Annotated in this window: 19 protein-coding genes; 8 read left to right on the top strand and 11 right to left on the bottom strand. The window is 61.9% G+C overall.

The genetic code is table 11. From position 1 onward, the window contains the following. Positions 1 to 7: 7 nt before the first annotated feature. The gene (locus JFU58_RS11705; RefSeq protein WP_201140727.1) at positions 8 to 454 is read right to left on the bottom strand and encodes a GNAT family N-acetyltransferase; all 447 of its coding nucleotides are present in this window, start codon (positions 452 to 454) and stop codon (positions 8 to 10) included. Next, positions 451 to 1,086, bottom strand: coding sequence for an FMN-binding negative transcriptional regulator (locus tag JFU58_RS11710; RefSeq protein ID WP_177025238.1), 636 nt, complete (start codon positions 1,084 to 1,086; stop codon positions 451 to 453). The genes JFU58_RS11705 and JFU58_RS11710 overlap by 4 nt, the downstream gene beginning before the upstream one ends. A gap of 90 nt (positions 1,087 to 1,176) precedes the next feature. Here JFU58_RS11710 and pdxR point away from each other — a divergent pair, with 90 nt between their 5' ends. Next, positions 1,177 to 2,739, top strand: coding sequence for a MocR-like pyridoxine biosynthesis transcription factor PdxR (pdxR, locus tag JFU58_RS11715; protein WP_093203565.1), 1,563 nt, complete (start codon positions 1,177 to 1,179; stop codon positions 2,737 to 2,739). Positions 2,740 to 2,760: 21 nt separating this feature from the next. Here pdxR and JFU58_RS11720 read toward each other — a convergent pair whose 3' ends face one another. The 7 genes from JFU58_RS11720 to aspA all read right to left on the bottom strand — a co-directional run bounded on the left by JFU58_RS11720 (position 2,761) and on the right by aspA (position 15,086). Further along, a complete protein-coding gene (locus JFU58_RS11720; protein WP_093203570.1) occupies positions 2,761 to 3,852 on the bottom strand; it encodes a polyamine ABC transporter substrate-binding protein in 1,092 nt (363 codons plus the stop codon). Continuing rightward, positions 3,849 to 4,883: a histone deacetylase family protein gene (locus JFU58_RS11725; RefSeq protein WP_201140729.1), complete on the bottom strand. Its 1,035-nt coding sequence runs from the start codon at positions 4,881 to 4,883 to the stop codon at positions 3,849 to 3,851. The genes JFU58_RS11720 and JFU58_RS11725 overlap by 4 nt, the downstream gene beginning before the upstream one ends. 152 nt (positions 4,884 to 5,035) lie before the next feature. Beyond that, positions 5,036 to 6,028, bottom strand: coding sequence for an AraC family transcriptional regulator (locus JFU58_RS11730; RefSeq protein WP_201140731.1), 993 nt, complete (start codon positions 6,026 to 6,028; stop codon positions 5,036 to 5,038). Between the two features lie 58 nt (positions 6,029 to 6,086). After that, a complete protein-coding gene (locus JFU58_RS11735; RefSeq protein WP_242488261.1) occupies positions 6,087 to 10,658 on the bottom strand; it encodes a hypothetical protein in 4,572 nt (1,523 codons plus the stop codon). A 106-nt stretch (positions 10,659 to 10,764) separates the two neighbouring features. Beyond that, a complete protein-coding gene (locus JFU58_RS11740; RefSeq protein WP_063033805.1) occupies positions 10,765 to 11,742 on the bottom strand; it encodes an asparaginase in 978 nt (325 codons plus the stop codon). Positions 11,743 to 11,819: 77 nt separating this feature from the next. Next, positions 11,820 to 13,271, bottom strand: a complete 1,452-nt coding sequence (locus JFU58_RS11745) for an alanine/glycine:cation symporter family protein (protein ID WP_063033806.1) — start codon at positions 13,269 to 13,271, stop codon at positions 11,820 to 11,822. Between the two features lie 390 nt (positions 13,272 to 13,661). Continuing rightward, positions 13,662 to 15,086: an aspartate ammonia-lyase gene (aspA, locus tag JFU58_RS11750; protein ID WP_003213415.1), complete on the bottom strand. Its 1,425-nt coding sequence runs from the start codon at positions 15,084 to 15,086 to the stop codon at positions 13,662 to 13,664. A 181-nt stretch (positions 15,087 to 15,267) separates the two neighbouring features. Here aspA and JFU58_RS11755 point away from each other — a divergent pair, with 181 nt between their 5' ends. The 5 genes from JFU58_RS11755 (at position 15,268) to JFU58_RS11775 (ending at position 19,059) form a co-directional block, all read left to right on the top strand. Further along, a complete protein-coding gene (locus tag JFU58_RS11755) occupies positions 15,268 to 16,191 on the top strand; it encodes a LysR substrate-binding domain-containing protein (protein ID WP_134327546.1) in 924 nt (307 codons plus the stop codon). A 317-nt stretch (positions 16,192 to 16,508) separates the two neighbouring features. After that, positions 16,509 to 17,000 carry a 5-(carboxyamino)imidazole ribonucleotide mutase gene (gene purE, locus JFU58_RS11760; protein ID WP_003195648.1) on the top strand — a complete coding sequence of 164 codons (492 nt, stop codon included), beginning with the start codon at positions 16,509 to 16,511 and terminating at the stop codon, positions 16,998 to 17,000. An 11-nt stretch (positions 17,001 to 17,011) separates the two neighbouring features. After that, positions 17,012 to 18,097, top strand: a complete 1,086-nt coding sequence (locus JFU58_RS11765) for a 5-(carboxyamino)imidazole ribonucleotide synthase (protein WP_017476761.1) — start codon at positions 17,012 to 17,014, stop codon at positions 18,095 to 18,097. 104 nt (positions 18,098 to 18,201) lie between these two features. Further along, entirely contained in the window at positions 18,202 to 18,447 is a 246-nt protein-coding gene (locus JFU58_RS11770; RefSeq protein ID WP_003213408.1) for a GlsB/YeaQ/YmgE family stress response membrane protein, read from the top strand. 78 nt (positions 18,448 to 18,525) lie between these two features. Then, positions 18,526 to 19,059 carry a DUF3299 domain-containing protein gene (locus tag JFU58_RS11775; RefSeq protein ID WP_201140735.1) on the top strand — a complete coding sequence of 178 codons (534 nt, stop codon included), beginning with the start codon at positions 18,526 to 18,528 and terminating at the stop codon, positions 19,057 to 19,059. A 120-nt stretch (positions 19,060 to 19,179) separates the two neighbouring features. Here JFU58_RS11775 and JFU58_RS11780 read toward each other — a convergent pair whose 3' ends face one another. Beyond that, a complete protein-coding gene (locus JFU58_RS11780) occupies positions 19,180 to 20,079 on the bottom strand; it encodes a D-hexose-6-phosphate mutarotase (RefSeq protein WP_201140737.1) in 900 nt (299 codons plus the stop codon). Positions 20,080 to 20,137: 58 nt separating this feature from the next. Then, positions 20,138 to 20,542, bottom strand: coding sequence for an acyl-CoA thioesterase (locus JFU58_RS11785; RefSeq protein WP_003176975.1), 405 nt, complete (start codon positions 20,540 to 20,542; stop codon positions 20,138 to 20,140). Between the two features lie 456 nt (positions 20,543 to 20,998). Here JFU58_RS11785 and JFU58_RS11790 point away from each other — a divergent pair, with 456 nt between their 5' ends. Continuing rightward, positions 20,999 to 22,288: an MFS transporter gene (locus JFU58_RS11790; RefSeq protein ID WP_063033811.1), complete on the top strand. Its 1,290-nt coding sequence runs from the start codon at positions 20,999 to 21,001 to the stop codon at positions 22,286 to 22,288. Between the two features lie 330 nt (positions 22,289 to 22,618). After that, complete coding sequence (locus tag JFU58_RS11795) at positions 22,619 to 23,608, top strand: phosphate ABC transporter substrate-binding protein PstS (protein ID WP_003213401.1); 990 nt, start codon at positions 22,619 to 22,621, stop codon at positions 23,606 to 23,608. Positions 23,609 to 23,657 lie beyond the last annotated feature (49 nt).

Consider the following 23,657-nt stretch of genomic DNA (forward strand, 5'->3'; position numbering starts at 1 on the left):
CTTCTCCTTAAAGACCTTTGCGAAACTGGATAAAACCGGGGCGTTCGGCGATGCGTTCGTACAGCTGGATGGCGGTGGCGTTGGTCTCGTGGGTCAACCAGTGGACCTTGCAGCAACCATCGGCCTTGGCGGTGGTGTAGACGAACTCGATCAGTTTGCGGCCGACGCCGGTGCCACGTTGGGCCGGGTCTACCAGCAAATCCTGCAGGTAGCAGGAGTTTTCGATGCTCCAGTTGGACCGGTGGTAGATGAAGTTGACCATGCCTACGGCCTTGCCGTCCTGCCAGGCCAAGGCCGAATGGGTCGGCTCATGGGCGTCGATCAGGCGTTGCCAGGTGTTCTGGCTGACGGCGTCCGGCAACTCGGTGTTGTAGAAGCGCAGGTAGGCTTGCCACAGGGGCAGCCACGCGGCGTGGTCGGCAGCGGTGACCTGGCGGATTTCGATCTGGCTCATGTTGGCTCCTTGGGAATAAAGCGGGCGAGGGTCTGGTCGCGCACGTCGGTGCTGGCCGCCAGGCCCTTACGAACGCCGGCGATGTCCGCCGGGCTGCGGTTCTGGCTGAGTTTTCGTTTGCCTTCCAGGCGTTGGATCGGCAGGGCAAAGCCGACGATGGCCTTGAGCATGCTGTCGATGTAGTCGGCCGGTGCGTCGCTGACTTTCCAGGGCTGGGCGCGCTTGCCTTCATGGCGGTCGGTGAGGGCGCTGACCAGCTCGAGCAGGCGCTCGGTGTCGGTGAACACTTCGCCGGTGCCATAGGCGTGTACCGCGATGTAATTCCAGGTCGGCACCACTTTGCCGTGTTCGGCTTTGGCCGGGTAGAACGATGGGCTGACGTAGGCCTCGGCACCGGCAAAAATCACCAGGGCCTCGCCGCCATTTTGCAGGTCCTGCCATTGGCGATTGGCCTTGGCCATGTGCCCGTAAAGGGTGCCGTTGGGCCCTTCATCAGGGTTGAGCAGCAGCGGCAAATGGCTGGCTTGCAGGCCTTGTTCACCAAAGGTCACCAGTTGCGCCAAGCGCGTGTGCTGGATCAGTTGCTGGATTTCAGGCAAGTCATCGAGGGCAAAGGCGCGTGGTGTGTACATGAAGATTTTCCTTGGCGAATGCCTGCATCCTAGGCAGGCTATTGGTTCGTTGTAAGAGCCATCTACAGTCAATTTCATAGGTCCAATTCCATGCCTGCGTTAGAACCACCGCTCTCGTTCAACCCGGCGGGTATCGAGTTGGACCGTCGCCAGGGCCTCACGCGCCAGCTCTATCAGGCGCTGCGCCAGCGGGTATTGGATGGCCGGCTGGTCAGTGGCACCCGGCTCCCCGCCAGCCGCGACCTGGCGGCGGCACTGTCGATCTCACGCAACAGCGTGGTCCGCGCTTACGACCAGCTGTATGCCGAAGGATTTATTGAGGGCCGCGTGGGTGATGGCACCTATGTGGCGCAATTGCCGCAGACGCCGACGCCCGCAAAAAAACTATCCACAAAAGTGTCCACAGGGTTATCAACAGGCTTATCCCCAGGGTTATCCACAAATCGGGCGGATTTACCTGGGGTTTCGTCCAGTCAAGTTATCCACAGCGGTGCGTTGGCGCGGGTGGAAAACAATCATTTGGCACTTCCACCCAGCGGTCCGCCGAGGGCTTTCAGGGTGGGCGTACCGGCTTTTGATCTGTTCCCCTTCGACGTGTGGGCCAAGCTGAATGCGGCTTTCTGGCGCAAGCCGGACTTGCAGCAACTGTGTTATGGCGACCCGGCCGGCGACGAGCGCCTGCGTGGATTGATTGCTGCCTATTTGCGCAGTTCTCGCGGCATGCAGTGCAGTGCTGAGCAAATAGTGATCACCAGTGGCGCGCAGCAGGCAATCAGCCTTTGTGCACAGTTGCTGGTGGAGCCCGGCGATGCGGTTGCCATCGAAAACCCTGGGTATCGCGCGGCGGGCCATGCGTTCGCGGTGGCGGGGGGCCAATTGCATGGCGTGACGGTGGACAGCGAGGGCATCGACTGCGCTGCCTTGAACGGCCTCGGCAGTTGCCGTCTGGCCTACGTCACCCCGTCGCATCAATACCCAACGGGTGTGGTGATGAGCCTGGCCCGGCGCCTGGAACTGCTGGCCTGGGCCGAGCGTACGGGCGGCTGGATCGTCGAGGACGACTACGACGGTGAGTACCGCTACAGCGGCGCGCCCTTGGCGCCATTGGCAGCCCTCGATCGTACGGGGCGGGTGCTGTATGTCGGGACCTTCGGCAAGGTGGCCTTTCCGGCGCTACGCCTGGGTTACCTGGTGTTGCCGGTCGGCCTGGTCCAGGCCTTTGCCCGGCGCCGCGCGGTGGACGTGCGCCACTCGGAAGTCAGCACTCAAGCGGTGATGGCGGAGTTCATGGCGACCGGGCATTTCCAACGCCATGTGCGCCGCATGCGCCGAGCCGCGCAAAGCCGGCTCAATGCGCTGGTGGCCGAATGGCCCGCCGGTATCGATGGCGTTGGCCGCCTACCGTCAGTGGCGGCCGGGCTGCACTTGACCGTGCGGGTCGACAGCCTGGCGCGGGAAAAGGCGCTGATCGCCCAGGCCGCGGCGGTGGGTGTGGAGATCAATGGCCTGAGCAACTATTGGCTGCCGGACTCACTCACGCCGCAGGATCAGCGTGCCGGATTGGTGTTGGGGTTTGCTGCCGTGCCCGAGGCGCAGATCAGTCAGGCGTTGAAGCGCTTGGGCCAGGTTTGGCACGCGCCGGTTACGCGCTGAGGCGCAACCGGCGGTAACCGATCAGGTGCCTGACTTGATCTTGGTCCAGGCGCGGGTCCTGGCCCGTTCGGCATCACGTCCCAGGGGCTTGAGGGTATACAGCGTGGCCATGGCCGCCTCGGTCGGGTACAGGTTGGGGTTGTTGCGAATCGCCGGATCCACCAACCCGGTGGCGTCCTTGTTGGGGTTGGGGTAGCCGACAAAATCGCTGATCGGCGCAATTACGCCGGGTTGCAGCAGATAGTTGATAAAGGCGTAGGCGTCTTCCGGGTCCTTGGCGCCTTTGGGGATGGCGAGCATGTCGAACCAGATCGGCGCGCCTTCTTTCGGCAGTCGCATGTCCACGGTCACGCCGTTCTTGGCTTCCTTGGCGCGGTTGGCGGCCTGGGAGAAGCTGCCGGAATAGCCGACCGCCACGCAGATGTCACCGTTGGCAATGTCGGCCATGTACTTGGACGAGTGGAAATAGGTGATGTACGGGCGAATCTTCATCAGCAGCGCTTCGGCTTTGACATAGTCCGCCGGGTTGCTGCTGTTGGGGTCCAGGCCCAGGTGTTGCAGGGCCAGCGGCAGAATTTCCGAAGGCGAATCCAGCAGCGCCACGCCGCATTGCTTGAGCTTGCTGATGTTCTCTACGTTGAAGATCAAGTCCCAGCTGTCCACGGGCGCGTTGGCCCCCAGCGCGGCCTTGACCTTGTCCGGGTTGAAACCGATCAGGATGGTGCCGTACATGTAGGGCACGGCGAATTTATTGCCGGGGTCGTTGGCCTCGATCAGCTTCATCAACTTGGGATCGAGGTGGTTCCAGTTGGGCAGTTTGCTTCGGTCCAGCGGCTGGAACACCGAGGCTTCGATCTGCTTGGCCAGGAACACGTTGGACGGCACCACCACGTCATAGCCGGAGTTGCCGGTCAGCAGCTTGGCCTCCAGGGCCTCGTTGGTGTCGAAGATGTCGTAGACCAGCTTGACGCTGGGGTTCTGCGCCTTGAAATCTTCCAGGGCCTTGGGGGTGATGTAGTCGAACCAGTTGTAGACCCGCAGGGTTCTTTCTTCGGCGTGCGCGGCCCCGCTCAGCACGGCAGCGCAGAGGACGAGATGCTTGAGCATGTTCATTGGGCGAATCCCTCAAAACCTTCGAGAACGTTGACGGCATTGATGCCGATTTCTTCCACGGCGTAGCCGCCTTCCATCACAAACAGCGTCGGTTTGCCGAGGCGGGCGATTCGCGCACCCATCGCCAGGTAGTCGGGGCTGTCGAGCTTGAACTGGGAGATCGGGTCGTCCTTGAAGGTGTCCACGCCCAGCGAGACCACGATGATGTCGGCGCCATAGCGTTCAATCTCCTCACACGCCTGCTCCAGGGCGGCACTCCAGCGGTCCCAGCCAGAACCTGCAGGCAGCGGGTAATTGAAGTTGAAACCTTCACCGGCGCCTTCGCCCAACTCGTCGGCATAGCCCAGGAAGAACGGAAATTCCGCTTCCGGATGGCCATGGATCGAGGTGAACAGCACATCGTTGCGCTCGTAGAAAATCGACTGGGTACCGTTGCCGTGGTGGTAGTCCACGTCGAGGATGGCGACCTTCCCGTGGCCCTGGTCGAGAAACGCCTGGGCTGCGATCGCCGCGTTGTTCAGGTAGCAATAGCCGCCCATCAAGTCGCTGGCGGCATGGTGCCCGGGCGGACGGCACAGGGCGAAGGCACTGCGGGCGCCTTGCTGGATCGCCTGTTGCGCCGTCAGCGCGACTTGCGCTGCGCTGTAGGCCGCTTGCCAGGTACCGGCGGTGATCGGCGCGCCGCCGTCGAAGCTGTAATAGCCGAGCTGGCCGTGCAGGCTGGTGGGGATGACCCGGCGCAAGGTGCGTGCGGGCCAGGTGTAGGGCAGCAAGTCTCCGTCTTGGCCAAATGCCGTCCAGCGTTGCCAGGCGTCTTTGAAGAAGTCCAGGTATGCCGGGCTGTGAACACGTTGCAGCGGCGCCAGGCCAAAATCCTCCGGGGCTTGCACCGGTCCCAGTTCGCGATCCCTGACGCGTTGCAGCACGTGGTCGGCGCGCGAGGGCATTTCGAAACACGGCATCAGTTGCCCGTCCATCAACTCGCACCGGCCATGGTGCAGGTGGTGATCGTCCGAGTAGATCGTCAGCATATTGTTGTTCTCCGCAGGCTGAATCGGTGAGGTCCAGTCTTGCGGCGGGCGCGGTTTATGAGAATGGCAGGAGCGGCCAAAAGGGGATCTATATGGCCAAATTATCTGTCCGCAATTCGCCCCTCAATAGCGCAGCCATGCCCTTGAATGGATCAAGGCCGGAACTGGCTGGGCGCGACCCCGCTCCAGCGTACAAATGCATGGCGGAAACTGGCGGTCTCGCTGAAACCCAACTGCTCGGCAATCCGATGGATCGGCAGCGCATCTTCCCCCAGCAACTGCTTGGCCCGCTCGAAGCGTAGCTCGTCGAGCAGTTCCTGGTAGCTGCACCCCAGGTTCTGCAAATGCCGGCGAAGGGTGCGGGCTGAACAGTTCATCTGCAGCGCCAGCCCATCAAGGCCCGGGGCCGCGTGCAACTGCGACCCCAGCAATTGGCGAATCCGCCCCAGCCAGGCCTGGCGCCCGGTGAATTCGGTGTTCTGCTTGCGGCAGCGCTCGGCCATGGCCTGGTGCGTTACCGCATCGGCCAGGGGCAATGGCTGGTCTAGCCAGCGGCGGTCGAAGGCAAACGCATTGGCCGTGGCTTCAAATTGCAGCGGGCAATCGAAGTGTTCGGCGTAGTGGGCCCGATAGGCCGGGGCGTCGTGTTCAAAGCGCGCGCCGAGCAAGGGCAGGAGCTGACCCAGCAAGTCGTCGCAGATGACTTTCAACGAGACCAGGCACAGTTCGACGTTGAACATCGCCAGCGCCGGGTCTTCTCGATAATCGCTGGCGGTGAACCAGATGCGCTCCTCTTCTTGCACCAGGCTCAGCTCGAAGAGTGTTCCCAACAGTGCGGGATAACACAGGGCCAGGCGCAAAGCGTCACCGAAGGTGGCACTGGTGAGCAGGGCATAGCCAAGCATGCCGTAGGACGAAACATGCATGCGCTGGCCCAGTTCCAGGCCGATATCCTGCTGCAACGCCACGGCATTGGCACACACCCGCATCTCCTGGTGGGTGGTAATACGCGCATCGGCGCGGCCCAGGTCGGCCGCGCAGATACCGCTGCCGGCCAGCAACGCTTCGCTGGGCATGCCCTGGGCCTTGAAGGTGCCGAGTACCAGGGAGACGGCGTTGAGGGTGGTGAGGTGTGAATGCAACATGGGCAATTCCCGCCGGAGACTGCCCTGGACCGAGCAAGTTACATGCCGCGCCGCGTCATCAGCCGATCGCGAAGAATACCCGCGTGGCCTGGTCGAGGCTGAATTCGCTGCGGTAAAACGCGGCCAGTTGGTGCTCGCTCAAGCCTTCAGTCGTATCGGCAGCAGAGCCGCGGCGGAATTCGTCCGGGGTTTTCAGGCGTGCCGAGATAAACGCCTTGGCCGGTGTCCAGGCGGCCGAATAGTGAAAGTGCGCATACCAGAGGATCTTGCGGGTGGAGCGCTCGGTGATGGTGTACTCGTCCAGGTAGTCCGGGCTGGGTGCCTTGAGGCGGCGACGGTTGATGGTTTTCTTGATGGTGATTTCGTTGCGGTTTTTCAGCCATTCCACGCCGTCGAGGGTGGGGGGGCGTTGTTTGGTCAGTTGCAACCGATGCTGGGCAGCCTTTTGGTAAAGCGCTTCGGCTGCCTGGCTGAGCTGTTTGCCCAGGGCGGCGGCGGAAGTGGTATCACTTTCCGTGGCGTTGATCAGGGTCAAGGCGTGCTCGATGTCTCGATCCGCTTGTTCCAGGTGCATGGCGTGCTGGTGAAGCATCTGCTCGATGCCTTCGATGGTGCGGGCAGGCTTGCCCATCTGCACGGCGGCCCGCTGGTTGAAGGTGGGCAAGCCATCGATCAATGCCTGCCCATCGCGCAGGCTGGTTGCCAGGTCGGGCGCGGGAGGCGACGTGGCCGGTGCCTCGATATGCCGGAACCACAGGCCCGGGAGTTTCTCGTGGAAGGTCGCCATTACGGTGTCGGTCAGCGGTGACTTGATGTCGACCAAGTGGGTCTCCAGGCCAAGTTCTGTCAGGCGTGGCTCGCCTACCAGCACGCCGTCGAAGCGGGTCTTGATGAATTTCTTGCGCGGGCGCGGCGGCGTCGGCGGCGGGGTTGGCCGATTCCTGAGCATGTCGCGTTCGGCATGCAGCAAGGTCAGGTTGCTCAACGCGCGCTGGGAAAATTCACTCAATTGCTGGCGCAACTGCTGGATCGGCGTGTCCTGGGCGGAATCGGGAAACTCTCCGGGGAAGTCTTCCAGACGTTCATCCACGTGCTTGAACTGATCAATCAGGCTGTTCAGGGTTTCGATGCGCTCATCGAGCCGCGACTCGCTGCGTTCGCTCAGGGTGTCGCTCAAGGTTCGCACTGCGATGGCCGCCTTGTCGATAATCTGGTCGATCGCCGTCCAGGCCTGTGGGTCGGTGCCGAGGGTGGTTTTGGACACGCAGAGGTTGCGCGCCAGCATCACTTGTAGGGCCTTGAGGTGATCGCTGGTGTAGGACGGCAGCAGGCGCCTGGTCTCCTGGATCAGTTGCAGGCCCTCTCTGGCCAGTCCCTTGAGTTGGTCGAAGCGGGAGGTGGTGTAGTCGATGCGAGTGATCATGTCCTGGATCAGCTCGCTCATTTGCCGCGCGTCTTCGATATGCCGTTCCCCGGGCGCTTCAATCTGGCGTTCGACCTGGTCGAGCACGGTCTTGAGCTTGGGGCTGAACCGGGTCTGGACTTCACTGATGCCGGCCTGGTTGAGATCGAGCTGAGCCTTGAGATAGCCCAGTGCCCGAGGCTGGTAGTCGGGCATGTTGGTGAAGATGCTCAAGGTTTGCAGATTTTGCAGTGCGGCGTCGTACGCGCTGCGCTGGGTGTCGAGTTTCTCCAGGTAAGTCTGGCGCCGGGCGTCGGCGGAGGTGCCCGGGGCGTTGTTCATGGCTTGGCGCGCGAGCTCCAGTTGGCGCTGGGCTGCCTGCTTGCCGCTTTCAAACAGTGCCAGTTTCGCGCGAACCTCGGCGGCTTTGACGGTGGCCTGGTCCTGGGCTTTCTTGGTCATGATTTTCGGCCCGCCGCCGCGCAGGTGCAGGCGCGTGTCGATGAACCATTCTCCCTTGAGGTTATGAATCAGCAGCGGGCCGGTGTGGGCGGGTTGGCTCGGGTCGACAATCAGCACGTTGGCGTTTTCGTCCAGCTGCACTTCGAACCAGCGCTCTCCCACAGGCGCATACCATTTCGTACCCAACGGGTAGAGATGCTGATGGACGTCGACCTGGGCGCTGGCCTGCCCGAGCCCTTCGGGCTTGCTGACCTTGAAGCGATCCAGCAGGTGTGCCAGGCCGCTGGGAGTGCGGGTGACGGCGCCAAGTACATGCAGCGACTGTGGATGGCCGGCCGGCAGTTCGGTGGTCGCGATGTTCGGCTGTTGCTGGATCACGCTGGTCTTGGGTTTGGCCGGGGCGAGGGGGGCTTTTTCCGCCTGATAACCCGGCAGGCGACGGCTGGCGGGGTGGCTGCGGCCGGTGGCGTGCAGGGTGATAGCCATGCCCAGGTTCAGCAGCAGTTCGGTGAAGGCCTGCCATTGGTCTTCGGATTTGCCACGTTGTTGTGCGTCGGCCAAGGCTTGTACCTGGTCCATGAGTTGCCAGATCCACGCCGCTGTACCTGCAGTGCGGCCCAGGAACGGCAGTGCAGCATTGAGCAGCAACCAGCCGGCCCGTTTGAATGTCGCCCAGCGGGCTTCGGTGTTGGACACCGATTGGCGGTCGGCCAGCTCCACCAGGGCCTTGGCGTTGGCGCGGAACAAGCTCTCGAACAGATCCCCAGGCAGTACTTGGGTACCCAAGGCCATGGGGCCGGACATCGCCCAGAGCTTGGTCGGCTCCACCAGAAACCGCAGCACCGCCCACGGCGAAGGCAATGCGCCTGGGAACACGTAGTTGACGTAGTCGCTGCGCACGCTTTCCGGCAGCCACGCCAGCACTGAATCGCGCAGGTTGCGGTCCTGGGTCAGGGTGTACAGCAAGTTGGCGGGCGACGGGTATTGACTCAAGGGTTGGTCGAACAGTGGCCGATACAACAGGCAAGGGCCCGCGCTCGGGTCTTGAGGGCCGATGACGAACATGTTGGCCACCTCATCCACTGTGTTTCCGGCCCGGCGTTGCGGGGCAAATGCCAACGGGCGCAAAACAATCTTCTGACCCTGTACCTGGCGCTTGGCAACATCTGTCTCCATCAGCGCCGCGACGTACCGGTAGCCGAGTTCGTCGATACCCGCTTCCTGGTGGATCTTGCATTGCAGTGCCAGCAACGGCAGCTGCACCTGCAGGTGCTGGCGGTACAGCTGCTGGCGGCGGGCTGACTCCAGTGAGTCATCCAGCAGCTTGGCCTTGACCAGTGCCGGGTAGCGGTTGCCGATATCGGCCTGGCTGATCAAGCGTTCGACGTAGGCCACCGTCAGCCACGCGGGAGCCTTTGTTGCGTTGTGCAAACGCAAGGTCTTGTTGCCCAGCGGCAGGGCGATCAGGTTTTGCAGCGCCAGGTCCGCCAGCCGGAACGTGGTTGTCTCGACCTGTCCGGGTACGGTGAAGAGGCCCCATACCACCTGGCTGTCTACGCGCATTTCAAGGTCGTTGAGGTTCAGTTGAGCTGCATCGGGATGGTCGGCGGTCATGCGCGCTTTCAGTTGAGTGAGGGCGTAGTCGCGCAAGGGCGGGATGTCATCCTGGTAGGACTTGCCCTGGTTCTGGCTGTGCAGCGCCGCGAGGTCCTTCAAGTGCCGGGCGTACAGGTTCAGGTCACTGGTCAGGGCATTGGCCAGCCAGTTGGGCAGCCGGGCTTGATACCAGTCGAGGTCGGGGTCCTGGCGGGCAACCAGCGACTGCACGGCCGGCGGTGCGCCGAGCGGTTCGGGGTTGGCATCGACCTGGCGCAGGGTGGGGAAATCAATGGCCGCAATGGCCTCGATCTGAATGCCGATCAGCGCGCAGGCCAGCTGGTCGAAGAAGTTGCCGTCGGGGCGGTACAGTCGCCATTGCAATTGCGTACGTACCATCAAGGTGCCCAAGGCGTTGCCCAGGTTCTCCAGGGTGGCAAACTTCTGATAACCATGCACCAGCGAATGGCTGAGGATCCGCGAGCTCGATTGATGGGTACCGATCAGCACGGCCATGGGCATCAGGTTGAGCGCGGTCAGGGTGTTGCCTTCCACCTGGCAGATATCGATCAGGTAGGCCTTGCTGGCATAGGTGTCGGTAGCCTGACGGTTGCTTTGGTCGGGGGCGTTGAACAGTCCCCGGGCCATGGCACAGTCATCACTGTCCCAGCCCTCGACCGCGTCGACATTCCACACCGCCTGCAGACTGCTGGACAGCGTGCGCCACTGGGGTTGGCCTTCGATCATGCGGTTCCAGTAATTGAGCTGTTGCTCCTGGAAGGCACAGAGCATGACGGGCGCCAGCACATTGAGCATCTGGGCGATCTCGCCGATGCGCACCGGCAAGTGCAGCGGTGGGTCGCTGAGCGGCTGCTGGGTCAAGAAATGCACACCCTCGATGTAAAGGGTCGGGAGGCCCGATACAGCCTGGTGCGCAAGGATATCGGTGAGGGTCTGGTAGCGGGGTTCGAGTGGCTGAACCTGGTCACCGACAACCCCCCAGGCGGGTGTGCAGACCAGGACGATATCCGGGTCCAGTGCCAAGGCGGGATATAACGTGTGCAGTGAATAGCGCAACTGCACCGAAGCGGTCTCGCGAAACGAGGGGCCCAGGCACAGTTGGGTGAGCAGGCTTTCAGGCGTTGGACGGAGCGGGGTGGGTGTGGTCATGGCGGGCATCCCTGGCGTATGAAAACGACCCGAGGCGATGCCTCGGGGGGTTCATGCTAGGGAGCGGCCTGGCAGATCAGGGGGTGGATATATAGGGCGACCAGCCTCAGGCGAGTTCGCCGCACAGGTCCAGTTCCACCAGGCGGCGAACCTCGGCCACCGGCAGGCCGGCACCGAGCAGTGCGTTGAGCTTGCCGAACGCGGCCTCGCGGGTCATCCCGCCACCTGACAACACGCCCACGCCACGCAAGCGGCTACCGGCTTCGTACACATCCAGCTCCACGCCGCCTTCATGGCATTGGGTGATTGCCACCACCACCACGCCGTTATCCTGCGCGCGCTGGAGACTGGCGAGGAACTGGGGGTTGTCGCTCGGCCCGGTGCCGCTGCCGAAGCATTCCAGCAGCAGCGCCTGGATGCCGCTGTCGATCAACCCGTCCAATTGCGCGGCGGCGATGCCCGGCACCAGTGGCAGCACGCCCACATTGATCAGCGCCTTGGGCTGGCGGTAATGCAGCGCCGCCGGAATCATATCCGCCTTGGCGACGCCGCCGTTACGCTGCAATGCGGCAAACGGGTGGCGACCAAAACTGCGGATTTTCGCGCAACGGGTCGGGGCCATCAGTGCGCCGTGGAAGTACAGTTGCACGCCCGGCGCCAGGCCTTCGCCCAAGGCCGCCAGCGCACCGCTGACGTTTTCCCAGGCATCGCTGTCGGGCACACCGGCCGGCAGCATCGAGCCGGTAAACAGCACCGGTGCGGGCAGGCCCAGCAGTTGGAAACTCATGGCGGCCGCGCTGTAGGCCAGGGTGTCGGTGCCGTGCAGCACCAGTACGGCGTCGCAACCCTCGTCCACCGCCTCAACCACGGCGGCGCGCAGGCGCTGCCAGTAGGCGGGGGTCATGTTGGCGCTGTCGATAAGCGGGGACATTTCCCGGAAGCGCCAGGCTGGCATATTCAGTTGGGCGAGGGCTTCGCTCATTCGCGCTTCAAAACCCGAAGCGGGGGCCAGGCCGTTTGCGCTGGCCTGCATGCCGATGGTGCCGCCGGTGTAGAGCACCATGACGTTGTTGGCTGGTTGCATTGAAGAATCTCCTGAACGAAAAACGCCGCCGGGCCCAGAGCATGCCCAAGGCCGGGCGGCGTGTCATCTATCTAGGTTTAGCGTTGCGTTTGAGCGTTCAGTTCTGCCGTCGCTTGAGCGGCTGGCTCGGGCTTCACCGGATTCGCCGGCCACGCCTTGCGGTCCAGGTCCAGGTCCGGGAACTTGCTGGAATCAAACACCGGAGTCTTGATGCCCGCAGCACGCTGACCGTCGTAGTCATTCAGGATGCGCATGGCGATCTTGAACAGGAACGCCAGGGCGAACAGGTTGACGAACGCCAGCATGGTCATGGTGATGTCGGCGAAGGCGAACACGGTGCTCAGGTTCTCGATGGAACCCCAGAAAATCAGCACCAGCACCAGCGCGCGGTAGCCCATCAGGACCTTGCGGTTGTCGCCCACGATGAAGCGCAGGTTGCTCTCGCCGAGGTAGTAGTTGTACATGATCGAGGTGAACACGAACAACGCCAGGGCCACCGAGATGAACATCCGGCCCCAGTCACCAACGACTGCCGCCAGGGAGTTCTGGGTCAGGGCAATGCCGTCGCCTTCGAAGCCTGGGGTATAGAAGCCCGAGAGCAGGATCAGCAGCGCGGTGCAGGTGCAGATCACGAAGGTATCGAGGAACACGCTGAACGCTTGCACCACGCCTTGGGCGATCGGGTGTTCTACCGACGCGACTGCCGCCACGTTAGGCGCACTGCCCAGGCCGGCTTCGTTGGCGAACACGCCGCGTTTCACGCCCATGATGATCGCGCTGCCCACCAGGCCACCGAAGGCTTGGTCGAGGCCGAAGGCGCTCTTGACGATGGTCGCGAGCATGGCCGGCACGTGGTCAAATTGCAGCACGATCACGTACAGCGTCACCGCGATGTAGACCAGGGTCTTGACCGGCACCAGCAGGTCGGCGATCGAGGCGATACGCTTGATCCCGCCGATGAATACCAGGCCCAGCAGCACGGCCAGGGCCAGGCCGGTGTAGGTGGTGTCGAGGCCAAATGCATTGTTCAGCGAGTGGGTTACAGCGTGAGCTTGCAGGCCGTTGAAGGCGAAGCCGAAAGTCACCAGCAGCAGGAACGCCATCACCATGCCCAACCAGCGTTTGTGCAGGCCGTGCTGGATGTAATACGCCGGGCCACCACGGTAGGTGCCTTCAGCGTCTGTGCGTTTGTAGAGCTGGCCGAGGGAGCACTCGATAAAGCTCGAAGACATGCCCACCAGTGCGGTGACCCACATCCAGAATACGGCGCCCGGGCCACCCAGGGTCACGGCAATGCCGACGCCTGCGATGTTGCCGGCACCCACGCGCCCGGCGAGGCTGAGCATCAGCGCCTGGAACGAGCTGAGCTGGCCGGCGCTGCTTTTCAGGCTGTCGCGAAACACCGAAAACATGTGGAAAAAGTGACGCAACTGAACGAAACGCGAGCGGATCGTGAAGTAACCACCGAGCCCGACAATGAGCACGATCAATACTTTCCCTGAGAGGAAGTCGTTGATGACTTCTAGCATGGAGTGTTCCTCGCTGATTTTTCTAATGGCAAACGCAGGACGGTCCGATGCATCGCTCGGCACCAGGCAGTGCACGACGCTTCGCCCCAATCCTTTTGCGGGTGTTGTTATTCATGCGGTTTCGCGCTTCCAGGGTCTCGTTACCGACGACCGCTGACGCGAAGAGGGGCGGCACTATACCTAGGAGTGTGTGATCCGTCTGCACGAGGCGATTAAAGGTTTCAGCCACGGCGTTACGGGCAAGGCGGTTTTGTGGGGCGATCTTGGCGTTTTTATTGGCATCATTTCGCAACCTTGAGGCAAAAAAAAGGGCCTGAAGAACGAGCCTTCAGGCCCTCAAAAGGTGAGAGGTGTCTAGTCCCTCAACCTGGTGAGCGGTGCAACAAACGCTTAGGCCTTCAACGGGACCAAACGTGGAGCGATCATGTTTTCGGGGCGCAGGATGTCGTCGAGCATGGCGTCGTCGAGCAAGCCTTCTTCGCGCACCAGTTCCAGCACGCCGCGGCCGCTTTCAAGAGCGATACGGGCGATGCGGGTGGCGTTTTCATAGCCGATGTACGGGTTCAGCGCGGTGACCAGGCCGATGGAGTGCTCCACCAGTTCGCGGCAGCGGGCTTCGTTGGCGGTGATGCCGACGATGCAGTGCTCGCGCAGCATGTCCATGGCGCGTTGCAGCAGGCGGATCGAGTCGAAGATCTTGTAGGCGATCAGCGGCTCCATCACGTTCAGTTGCAGCTGGCCGCCTTCGGCCGCGATGGTCAGTGCCAAGTCGTTACCGATGATCTGGAACGCTACCTGGTTCACGGCTTCCGGGATCACCGGGTTGACCTTGCCGGGCATGATCGAGCTGCCTGGCTGGCGCGCCGGCAGGTTGATTTCGTTGATGCCGGTACGTGGGCCGCTGGACAGCAGGCGCAAGTCGTTGCAGATCTTCGACAGCTTCACCGCGGTACGCTTGAGCATGCCGGAGAACAGCACGAAGGCGCCCATGTCGGAGGTGGCTTCGATCAGGTCGGCAGCCGGTACCAGCGGCTGGCCGCTGATGGTCGCCAGGCGCTGGACGGCCAGGGCCTGGTAACGCGGGTCGGCGTTGATGCCGGTGCCGATGGCGGTGCCGCCCAGGTTCACTTCAGTCAGCAGCTCAGGCGCCAGGGTCTTCAGGCGAGCCAGGTCTTCACCGAGGGTGGTGGCGAAGGCGCGGAATTCCTGGCCGAGGGTCATCGGCACGGCGTCTTGCAGCTGGGTACGGCCCATCTTCAGGACGTGGCTGAACTCTTCACCCTTGGCGGCGAATGCCTGAATCAGGCTGTCGAGGCTGGCCAACAGTGCGTCGTGGCCCAGCAGCAGACCCAGGCGGATCGCGGTCGGGTAGGCGTCGTTGGTGGACTGCGCCATGTTCACGTCGTTGTTCGGGTGCAGGTATTGGTATTCGCCCTTGCTGTGGCCCATGGCCTCCAGCGCGATGTTGGCGATGACTTCGTTGGCATTCATGTTGGTTGAAGTGCCAGCGCCGCCTTGAATCATGTCCACCACGAACTCTTCGTGGAAATCGCCGCGGATCAGACGGGCACAGGCTTCGCTGATGGCAGCGTGCTTGGCTTCGCTGAGCTGGCCCAACTCGCGGTTGGCGTCAGCAGCTGCCTGCTTGACCATTGCCAAGCCGACCACCAATTTCGGGTAATGCGAAATCGGAACGCCCGAGAGGCGGAAGTTATTCACCGCTCGCAGGGTCTGGATGCCGTAATACGCTTGAGCGGGTACTTCGAGTACGCCAAGCAGGTCTTTTTCTGTGCGGAAAGATGCAGCGGAGGACATGACGGAAATCATCTCGATATGGACCCGGGCTAGGCCGGAACGCTGTGAATGCTAGGCTTGCAGGAGATTTTGGGCCAATGCTGTTAAACACTGGCCTATGCATAAACGGCATAATGTCGGTGTGACCCCGTTACCATGACGGACGTGTGTGCCAAAATGGTGCGTGCCCCGGGAGGATGTGATGAACCTTGAAAGCAAATGGCTGGAAGACTTTAGCGCCCTGGCTGCCACCCGCAGCTTCTCCCAGGCGGCTGAGCGGCGCTTCGTCACCCAGCCGGCGTTCAGTCGGCGCATCCGTAGCCTGGAGGCCGCGCTGGGACTGACCTTGGTCAATCGCTCACGCACGCCTGTCGAACTGACGGCGGCGGGGCAGCTGTTCCTGGTCACCGCGCGCACCGTGGTCGAGCAGCTCGGTGAAGTGCTGCGGCACTTGCATCACCTGGAAGGCGGGCAGGGTGAAGTCATGCAAGTCGCGGCGGCGCACTCCCTGGCGCTGGGCTTCTTCCCGCGCTGGATCGCGCAATTGCGCAACGAAGGGCTGAACATCGCCACGCGGTTGGTCGCCACCAACGTGGGCGACGCCGTGCATGCCTTGCGGGAAGGCGGCTGCGATTTGATGCTGGCGTTCTACGACCCGGATGCGGCCATGCAGATGGACCCGGAAATCTTCCCGTCGCTGCACCTGGGCAACACCGAGATGCTGCCGGTGTGCGCCGCGGATGCCGATGGCAAGCCGCTGTTCGACCTGGAAGGCGAGGGCAGTGTGCCGCTTTTGGCCTACAGCGCCGGCGCCTTCCTGGGGCGTTCGGTTAACCTGCTGCTGCGCCAGCGGGCGCTGCGCTTCACCACGATTTACGAAACCGCCATGGCCGACAGCCTGAAAAGCATGGCCCTTGAAGGCTTGGGCATCGCCTGGGTGCCGCAGTTGAGCGTGCGCGCCGAGCTGGCCCGGGGCGAACTGGTGGTGTGCGGCGGCCCGCAATGGCATGTGCCGCTGGAGATCCGGCTGTATCGCTGCGCGTTGGTGCGCAAGGCGAATGTGCGGTTGCTGTGGCGCAAGCTGGAAGGTGGTGCGGCGCAGGCACCGGCGGCTGAACGCGGTTAAATGTGGGAGCTGGCTTGCCTGCGATAGCGGTGTATCAGCTGACATTTCAGGCACTGACCCTCCGCCATCGCAGGCAAGCCAGCTCCCCACAGTATTTTGTGGTGTTTTCGCTGACCTGGAAGTCAATAAAACCGCCTGTTTGAGGTGTAAGACAGATGGTCATGCCAGGGGCTGTTTATCTGCGTTATTACGGTATACTGCGCGGCCTTCGGCCGGTCCAACCGGCCTTAATTCGTACAACAAGCCACGCTGGATTTCCCGCGTGGCTTGTTGTTTTTTGACGCGCCTGCGGGCGCCCAGAGAGAAGAGGCACGACGATGAGTGCATTGGTTGGCGTGATCATGGGCTCCAAGTCCGATTGGTCCACCCTTAGCCACACCGCCGATATGCTGGAAAAACTCGGCATTCCCTACGAAGTGAAGGTGGTTTCCGCCCACCGCACTCCGGATTTGCTGTTCCAGTATGCCGATGAAGCAGAATCCCGTGGCATCGAGGTGATTATCGCCGGTGCCGGCGGTGCAGCTCACCTGCCAGGCATGTGTGCGGCCAAGACTCACCTGCCAGTACTGGGCGTTCCGGTGCAGTCGTCGATGCTCTCGGGCGTGGATTCGCTGTTGTCCATCGTGCAGATGCCCGCCGGTATTCCGGTGGCCACCCTGGCGATCGGCAAGGCCGGCGCGATCAACGCAGCCTTGCTGTCCGCCAGCATCCTCGGCGCCAAGCACCCGCAGTTCCACGCGGTGCTGAAAAAATTCCGTGCTGAACAGACAGACAGCGTCCTGGACAATCCAGACCCACGCATTGCCTGAGGTTGTTGACGATGAAAATCGGTGTAATCGGTGGCGGCCAACTGGGCCGCATGCTGGCCCTGGCGGGTACGCCGCTGGGGATGAACTTCGCTTTCCTGGACCCGGCGCCGGACGCCTGCGCGGCTGCGCTGGGTGAACATCTGCGGGCTGACTACAGCGACCCGGATCACCTGCGCCAACTGGCCGATGAAGTCGACCTGGTGACCTTCGAGTTCGAAAGTGTCCCGGCTGAAACCGTGGCCTTCCTGTCGCAGTTCGTGCCGGTGTACCCGAGCGCCGAAGCCTTGCGCATCGCTCGTGACCGCTGGTTCGAGAAGAGCATGTTCAAGGACCTGGGCATCCCGACGCCGGCCTTCGCCGACATCCAGTCCCAGGCCGACCTGGACGCTGCAGTCGCCTCCATCGGCTTGCCGGCTGTGCTGAAGACCCGCACCCTGGGTTATGACGGTAAGGGCCAGAAAGTCCTGCGCACCGCCGCCGATGTGGTCGGTACCTTCGCCGAATTGGGCAGCGTCGCCTGCCTGCTGGAAGGCTTCGTGCCGTTCACCGGTGAAGTCTCGCTGATTGCCGTGCGCGCACGGGATGGTGAAACCCGCTTCTATCCGCTGGTACACAACACCCACGACAGCGGCATCCTCAAGCTGTCCGTGGCCAGCACCGACCACCCGCTGCAAGCCCTGGCCGAAGATTATTCGAGCCGTGTGCTCAAGCAACTGGATTACGTCGGCGTGATGGCGTTCGAGTTCTTTGAAGTCGACGGTGGCCTCAAGGCCAACGAAATCGCCCCGCGCGTGCACAACTCCGGGCACTGGACCACCGAAGGCGCCGAGTGCAGCCAGTTCGAAAACCACCTGCGGGCGGTGGCGGGCTTGCCGTTAGGCTCGACGGCCAAGGTCGGTGAGAGCGCCATGCTCAACTTCATCGGCGTGGTGCCGCCGGTTGATCGCGTGATCGCGATTGATGACTGCCATCTGCATCACTACGGCAAGGCGTTCAAGGCCGGGCGCAAGGTCGGCCACGCCAACCTGCGCTGCAAGGACCGCGCGACGCTGCAAGCGCAGATCCTCAAGGTCGAAGCGCTGATCGCCGAGCAATAACCCAAGGCCGGGCGGGAACCATTGGTACCCGCCACCCTCTGATTGCAGGAAGCCAAAGTCTGACTAGGCTTTGACTTAGCTCACTTCAATCAGAGGGAAATGCCATGGGTATCATTGGAACCATCTTTATCGGTTTGATCGTCGGCCTGCTGGCGCGTTTCCTGAAACCAGGCGACGACAGCATGGGCTGGATCATGACCATCCTGCTGGGTATCGCCGGTTCGCTGGTTGCGACCTATGGTGGCCAGGCACTGGGCATCTATCAGGCGGGCCAAGGCGCAGGCTTCATTGGTGCGCTGGTGGGTGCCGTGGTGTTGCTGGTGATCTACGGTTTGCTGAAAAAGAAGTAATTTAGCGACCAAGCCCTCTGCGCTGCGCAGGCGCAGAGGGCTAGAATGCCGGCACTGTAATCCTTGCCGAGCTTCTCCATGCGCCGTCTCCTGTTATCCCTTCTTCTATGCACCGGGTTGGCCCACGCTGGCGAACTGCCGGAAACCGACTGGCTGGAACTGATGCCCAAGTCGGACCAGAAAGCCCTCGAAGAAATGCCGGAAATCGATCACAACTCCCCGGAAGCCCAAGGCACCTTCACCGAAAAGGGTGGCCTGAAGCAAAGCAAGGGGTTGCCGGCGGTGATGTATTCCACCAAGACTGTGGCTGCCATGAACGGCAAGAACATCCGCATCGGCGGCTACCCCGTGCCGCTTGAAACCGACGCGAAGGGCCGCAGTACGCTGTTCTTCCTGGTGCCTTACCCGGGCGCCTGCATCCACGTGCCGCCACCGCCGCCCAACCAGTTGGTGCTGGTGCGTTACCCCAAGGGTTTGAAGCTGGATGACATCTACACGCCGCTGTGGGTGACGGGCACGCTGAAGGTGGAAAAGGTCAACAATGACCTGGCCGATGCGGCGTATGCGCTGGATGCGGGGAAAGTGCGGGCGGTCAAAGAGTCGGATTTGTAAGCCGCGACACAATTCAAAATGTGGGAGCTGGCTTGCCTGCGATGAGGGCCTGACGGTCTGCATCTCTGTTGGCTGACACTGCGCAATCGCAGGCAAGCCAGCTCCCACATTGGAATGGGTTTACAGGGCAATACCGGCGATGCTCACGCCCAGGGTATGGCTCTCACCCGGCGCCAGTGTCACTGCATCATCCAGCACGTTCGCGGTCTCGATGCACAGCATCCCCTGCCAGCCGTCGTCGGCCATGTCGCTGAAAGCCTTGGCGCGTTCGGTCCACGGGTTCCAGATCACCGTCGAGCGCGAGCCTGTGCTGGTGAGTTGGACGCGGCGCTGCCAGTCTCTATCGACGATGTTCAGTTGCGCTGGCGTGTCGAGGTAGATGCGGTCGGTCTCGGCGGTGAAGTGCAGGAGCCCGGATTGCTGCTTGTGGGTCCAACCGTCGGCGGTGTCGATATAGGTTCGCCCGTCCAGGCCGTCGACCTGCACGTTGCGTACATCGCTGACGGCAAAGTAGCTGTGCAGTGCCTGGCTGAGGCTGACGGTCTCGGTACCACGGTTATGGCTGGTCAGGCGGATGTGCAGTTGATCATCCAGCAGGATGCTCATCTTCAGGTCAACTAGATGCGGCCAACCCGGGAAGCCGCCTTCAGGCACCGGCAGTTCCAGTTCAACCCGCAACGCCGTGCCTTCAGCTTCCACGCCAGCCAGCGTCCAGTCCGCGGTCCGTACGAAACCATGCGCCCCAGCCGGCTCGTCACCCTGGTACATCGCCTTGACGCTTTGCGGGTTGCGGTCGAACACGCCAAACCATGGCCAGCACACCGGCACGCCGGTACGAATGCCTTTGCCTTTCTTGTACACCACCTGATCGTTGGGCCAGATGATTGGCTTCTCGCCAGCGCTCTGGTAGCTGACGATATGCGCGCCTTGCTGGGCCACCACCAATTCGGCGCCGTTATGGCGGATGCGCCACGCGTTCAGCTCATCCAGTTTTACGGTTTCAACGTTGGGCGTAGACATAGGCGCGCGCTCTCAATGGCAGACAATGGGGCAATGGACCGTCAAAACGTCGCGATGTTTAACGCGCCCGTGACGGAACCGACCGGGTGCGACCGCTGCCATCAATGGCAACGAACACAAACACCGCCTCGGTGACTTTGCGCCATTCGCTGGACAGCGGGTCGTCGCTCCACACTTCGACCATCATCTGGATCGAGCTGCGGCCGATTTCCAGGGCCTGGGTATAGAAGGACAACTGCGCGCCGACGGCCACCGGCACCAGGAATGCCATGCGATCAATCGCCACGGTCGCGACGCGGCCACCGGCAACTTTGCTCGCCATGGCGGTGCCGGCCAGGTCCATCTGCGCGACCAGCCAGCCGCCGAAGATGTCGCCGAAACCGTTGGTTTCACGCGGGAGTGCGGTAATTTGCAGGGCGAGATCGCCTTGCGGGATAGGATCTTCTTGTTCGAGTTCGATCATGCCGGTGCCTCTGACCCGTGACGCTTTATGGGTATTTCAAGTGGATAGCCGTCTCTGGAAAAACGTTTCAGCACCAACATACACCGCTCGATGCGTTTCTCGTAAGGCGTACTAAAGGGAAACTCTGCCAAATCGGCTGGCGGGCAGCCAACGGCGTTTTGGCACAGCAGCCCCTCAAGGATGCGGGTCTGGCGCTTGCAATGGGCGAGTATATCGAGCCGTCGGCGCCACGACGACCTCCCGGCGCTCATTTGGTCGGTAAATAGAGGCTGTATCGCGGCTTTTTCCGGCAACTGTGCTCCTGCTCATGCTAATTGCGCTTCTGCTACGGGAATATTTCGCTTATCTGAACTGTTAACGGCCCAACGCTGTGCTTTTTCAAGCGATTTGCTATCTTGCCAAGCCTGCCGCAAGTCCCGGGCTTGCCGTCCTGACTACTATAAGAGAAGCCTTGCCATGTCCTCCGTGCCCGCAAGCAGTGCGCAACCCTCGCGCCCGCTGACCCGCAACGACTACAAAACCCTGTCGCTGTCTGCCTTGGGCGGGGCGCTGGAATTCTACGACTTCATCATTTTCGTGTTTTTCGCCACAGTGGTCGGGAAACTGTTTTTCCCTGCCGAGATGCCCGAATGGCTGCGCATGATGCAGACCTTCGGCATCTTCGCCGCCGGCTACCTGGCGCGCCCGCTGGGTGGGATCATCATGGCGCACTTCGGCGACCTGCTGGGGCGCAAGAAGATGTTCACCCTGAGCATCTTCATGATGGCCGTGCCGACCCTGATCATGGGCCTGCTGCCGACCTACGCGCAGATCGGCCTGTGGGCGCCGATCCTGTTGCTGCTGATGCGCGTGATCCAGGGCGCGGCGATTGGCGGTGAAGTGCCAGGCGCGTGGGTGTTTGTTTCCGAACATGTGCCACCCCGTCACATCGGTTATGCCTGTGGCACCCTGACCAGCGGCCTGACGGCGGGCATTCTGTTGGGTTCGCTGGTGGCCACTGCCATCAACACCCTTTATAGCCCGGAGCAGGTGTCGGATTACGCCTGGCGGATTCCGTTCCTGCTGGGTGGTGTGTTCGGCCTGTTGTCGGTGTACCTGCGTCGCTGGCTGCACGAAACGCCGATCTTCGCCGAGATGCAGCAGCGCAAGACCCTGGCGGCCGAGCTGCCATTGCGCGCCGTGTTGCGTGACCACCGTGGGGCCATCGTGTTGTCGATGCTGCTGACCTGGTTACTCTCGGCCGGTGTGGTCGTCGTTATCCTGATGACGCCGACCGTGCTGCAAACGGTCTACCACTTCAGCCCTACGGTGGCGCTGCAGGCCAATAGCCTGGCCATCGTCACCCTGAGCCTGGGGTGTATTGCCTCCGGGGCCCTGGCCGACCGATTCGGTGCCGGGCGTGTGCTGATCATCGGTTGCGCGCTGTTGCTGGCAACTTCCTGGACGCTCTATCACAGCCTGATGGCTCACCCGGACTGGCTGTTCCCGTTGTACGCCTTGACCGGCCTGTTTGTAGGCACCATCGGTGTGGTGCCCTATGTCATGGTGAAAGCGTTCCCGCCAGTGGTGCGTTTCAGTGGTTTGTCGTTCTCCTACAACGTCGCCTACGCCGTATTCGGTGGCCTGACACCCTTAGCGGTGTCGCTGCTGATGAAGGAAAGCCCGATGGGCCCCGCTTACTACGTGGCTGTCCTGTGCGTGATGGGGATGGCCGTGGGTGGGTACCTGTGGAAGCGTGGGCGCTGACACGTTTTTTGAAAACTGACGGATAACCTTGTGGCGAGGGAGCTTGCTCCCGTTGAACTGCGCAGCAGTTCCATTTTGGGGGCCGCTACTCGACCCAACGGGAGCTAGCTCCCTCGCCACAGATTTTGCCTTACAACGATTACAGATTGTTTCCACGAAATCGCTCCAGCCTCCTCGCAAGCCCCGGATTTATTGACGTTTCTCCTTCCTGTCAGCTTTTTCATAAATGCTGGCCTTTCATCTAATTGTCATATTCCAGACATAGAGTGTTCACACGGCCTACCGATACTTGGCCCCGATCCAACTATCCCTATCTGCTAGGAGCAAGGCATGAAACTGAAACGTTTGATGGCGGCAATGACTTTTGTCGCTGCTGGCGTTGCGACCGCTAACGCGGTAGCCGCTGGTGTTGACCCGGCAATTCCGGCTTACGTGAAGACCACTGGTGTGTCGGGCAACCTGTCCAGCGTTGGTTCCGATACCCTGGCAAACCTGATGACCCTGTGGGCTGAGGGTTACAAAAAGGAATACCCGAACGTCAACATCCAGATTCAGGCCGCCGGCTCCGCCACTGCACCTCCTGCGCTGACTGAAGGCACCTCCAACCTGGGCCCGATGAGCCGCAAGATGAAGGACACCGAACTGGCTGCCTTCGAGCAGAAGTACGGCTACAAGCCAACCGCTATTCCGGTTGCCGTGGATGCCCTGGCCGTGTTCGTGCACAAGGACAACCCGATCCAGCACCTGACCATGGAACAAGTCGACGCGATCTTCTCCTCGACTCGTCTGTGCGGCGCCAAAGCTGACGTCAAGACCTGGGGCGACCTGGGCGTGACCGGCGACCTGGCCAACAAGCCAGTGCAACTGTTCGGTCGTAACTCGGTATCCGGCACCTACGGCTACTTCAAGGAAGAAGCCCTGTGCAAGGGCGACTACAAACCTAACGTGAACGAACAACCTGGTTCGGCGTCGGTTGTGCAGTCCATCAGCTCCTCGCTGAACGGTATCGGTTACTCGGGCATCGGTTACAAAACCGCCAGCGTGAAGACCGTGGCCCTGGCCAAGAAAGGCAGCACTGACTTCATCGAAGACAGCGAAGAAAACGCCCTGAACGGCAAATACCCGCTGTCGCGCTTCCTCTACGTCTACGTCAACAAAGCCCCGAACAAGCCTCTGGCCCCGCTGGAAGCCGAGTTCGTGAAGCTGGTTCTGTCCAAACAGGGCCAGGAAGTTGTAGTGAAAGACGGCTACATCCCGCTGCCAGCCAAAGTTGCCGCCAAGGCACTGGCTGACCTGGGCCTGAAAGAAGGTGGCAAATAAGCCTCCGGTAAACCTGCCTTGAACCGGGGCTTACCCACGGTTCAAGGCC

Origin of the sequence: Pseudomonas sp. TH34, assembly GCF_016650865.1 — a bacterium.
Classification (GTDB): domain Bacteria; phylum Pseudomonadota; class Gammaproteobacteria; order Pseudomonadales; family Pseudomonadaceae; genus Aquipseudomonas; species Aquipseudomonas yamanorum.

Bases quoted from the DNA above. Each gene is read 5' to 3' on its own strand.
- JFU58_RS11730 (WP_201140731.1), bottom strand. From the start codon at position 6,028: ATGTTGCATTCACACCTCACCACCCTCAACGCCGTCTCCCTGGTACTC.
- JFU58_RS11785 (WP_003176975.1), bottom strand. From the start codon at position 20,542: ATGATCGAACTCGAACAAGAAGATCCTATCCCGCAAGGCGATCTCGCC.
- JFU58_RS11770 (WP_003213408.1), top strand. From the start codon at position 18,202: ATGGGTATCATTGGAACCATCTTTATCGGTTTGATCGTCGGCCTGCTG.
- JFU58_RS11710 (WP_177025238.1), bottom strand. From the start codon at position 1,086: ATGTACACACCACGCGCCTTTGCCCTCGATGACTTGCCTGAAATCCAG.
- pdxR (WP_093203565.1), top strand. From the start codon at position 1,177: ATGCCTGCGTTAGAACCACCGCTCTCGTTCAACCCGGCGGGTATCGAG.
- JFU58_RS11720 (WP_093203570.1), bottom strand. From the start codon at position 3,852: ATGAACATGCTCAAGCATCTCGTCCTCTGCGCTGCCGTGCTGAGCGGG.
- JFU58_RS11705 (WP_201140727.1), bottom strand. From the start codon at position 454: ATGAGCCAGATCGAAATCCGCCAGGTCACCGCTGCCGACCACGCCGCG.
- aspA (WP_003213415.1), bottom strand. From the start codon at position 15,086: ATGTCCTCCGCTGCATCTTTCCGCACAGAAAAAGACCTGCTTGGCGTA.
- JFU58_RS11780 (WP_201140737.1), bottom strand. From the start codon at position 20,079: ATGTCTACGCCCAACGTTGAAACCGTAAAACTGGATGAGCTGAACGCG.
- JFU58_RS11795 (WP_003213401.1), top strand. From the start codon at position 22,619: ATGAAACTGAAACGTTTGATGGCGGCAATGACTTTTGTCGCTGCTGGC.
- JFU58_RS11745 (WP_063033806.1), bottom strand. From the start codon at position 13,271: ATGCTAGAAGTCATCAACGACTTCCTCTCAGGGAAAGTATTGATCGTG.
- purE (WP_003195648.1), top strand. From the start codon at position 16,509: ATGAGTGCATTGGTTGGCGTGATCATGGGCTCCAAGTCCGATTGGTCC.
- JFU58_RS11765 (WP_017476761.1), top strand. From the start codon at position 17,012: ATGAAAATCGGTGTAATCGGTGGCGGCCAACTGGGCCGCATGCTGGCC.
- JFU58_RS11725 (WP_201140729.1), bottom strand. From the start codon at position 4,883: ATGCTGACGATCTACTCGGACGATCACCACCTGCACCATGGCCGGTGC.
- JFU58_RS11790 (WP_063033811.1), top strand. From the start codon at position 20,999: ATGTCCTCCGTGCCCGCAAGCAGTGCGCAACCCTCGCGCCCGCTGACC.
- JFU58_RS11775 (WP_201140735.1), top strand. From the start codon at position 18,526: ATGCGCCGTCTCCTGTTATCCCTTCTTCTATGCACCGGGTTGGCCCAC.
- JFU58_RS11735 (WP_242488261.1), bottom strand. From the start codon at position 10,658: ATGACCACACCCACCCCGCTCCGTCCAACGCCTGAAAGCCTGCTCACC.
- JFU58_RS11755 (WP_134327546.1), top strand. From the start codon at position 15,268: ATGAACCTTGAAAGCAAATGGCTGGAAGACTTTAGCGCCCTGGCTGCC.
- JFU58_RS11740 (WP_063033805.1), bottom strand. From the start codon at position 11,742: ATGCAACCAGCCAACAACGTCATGGTGCTCTACACCGGCGGCACCATC.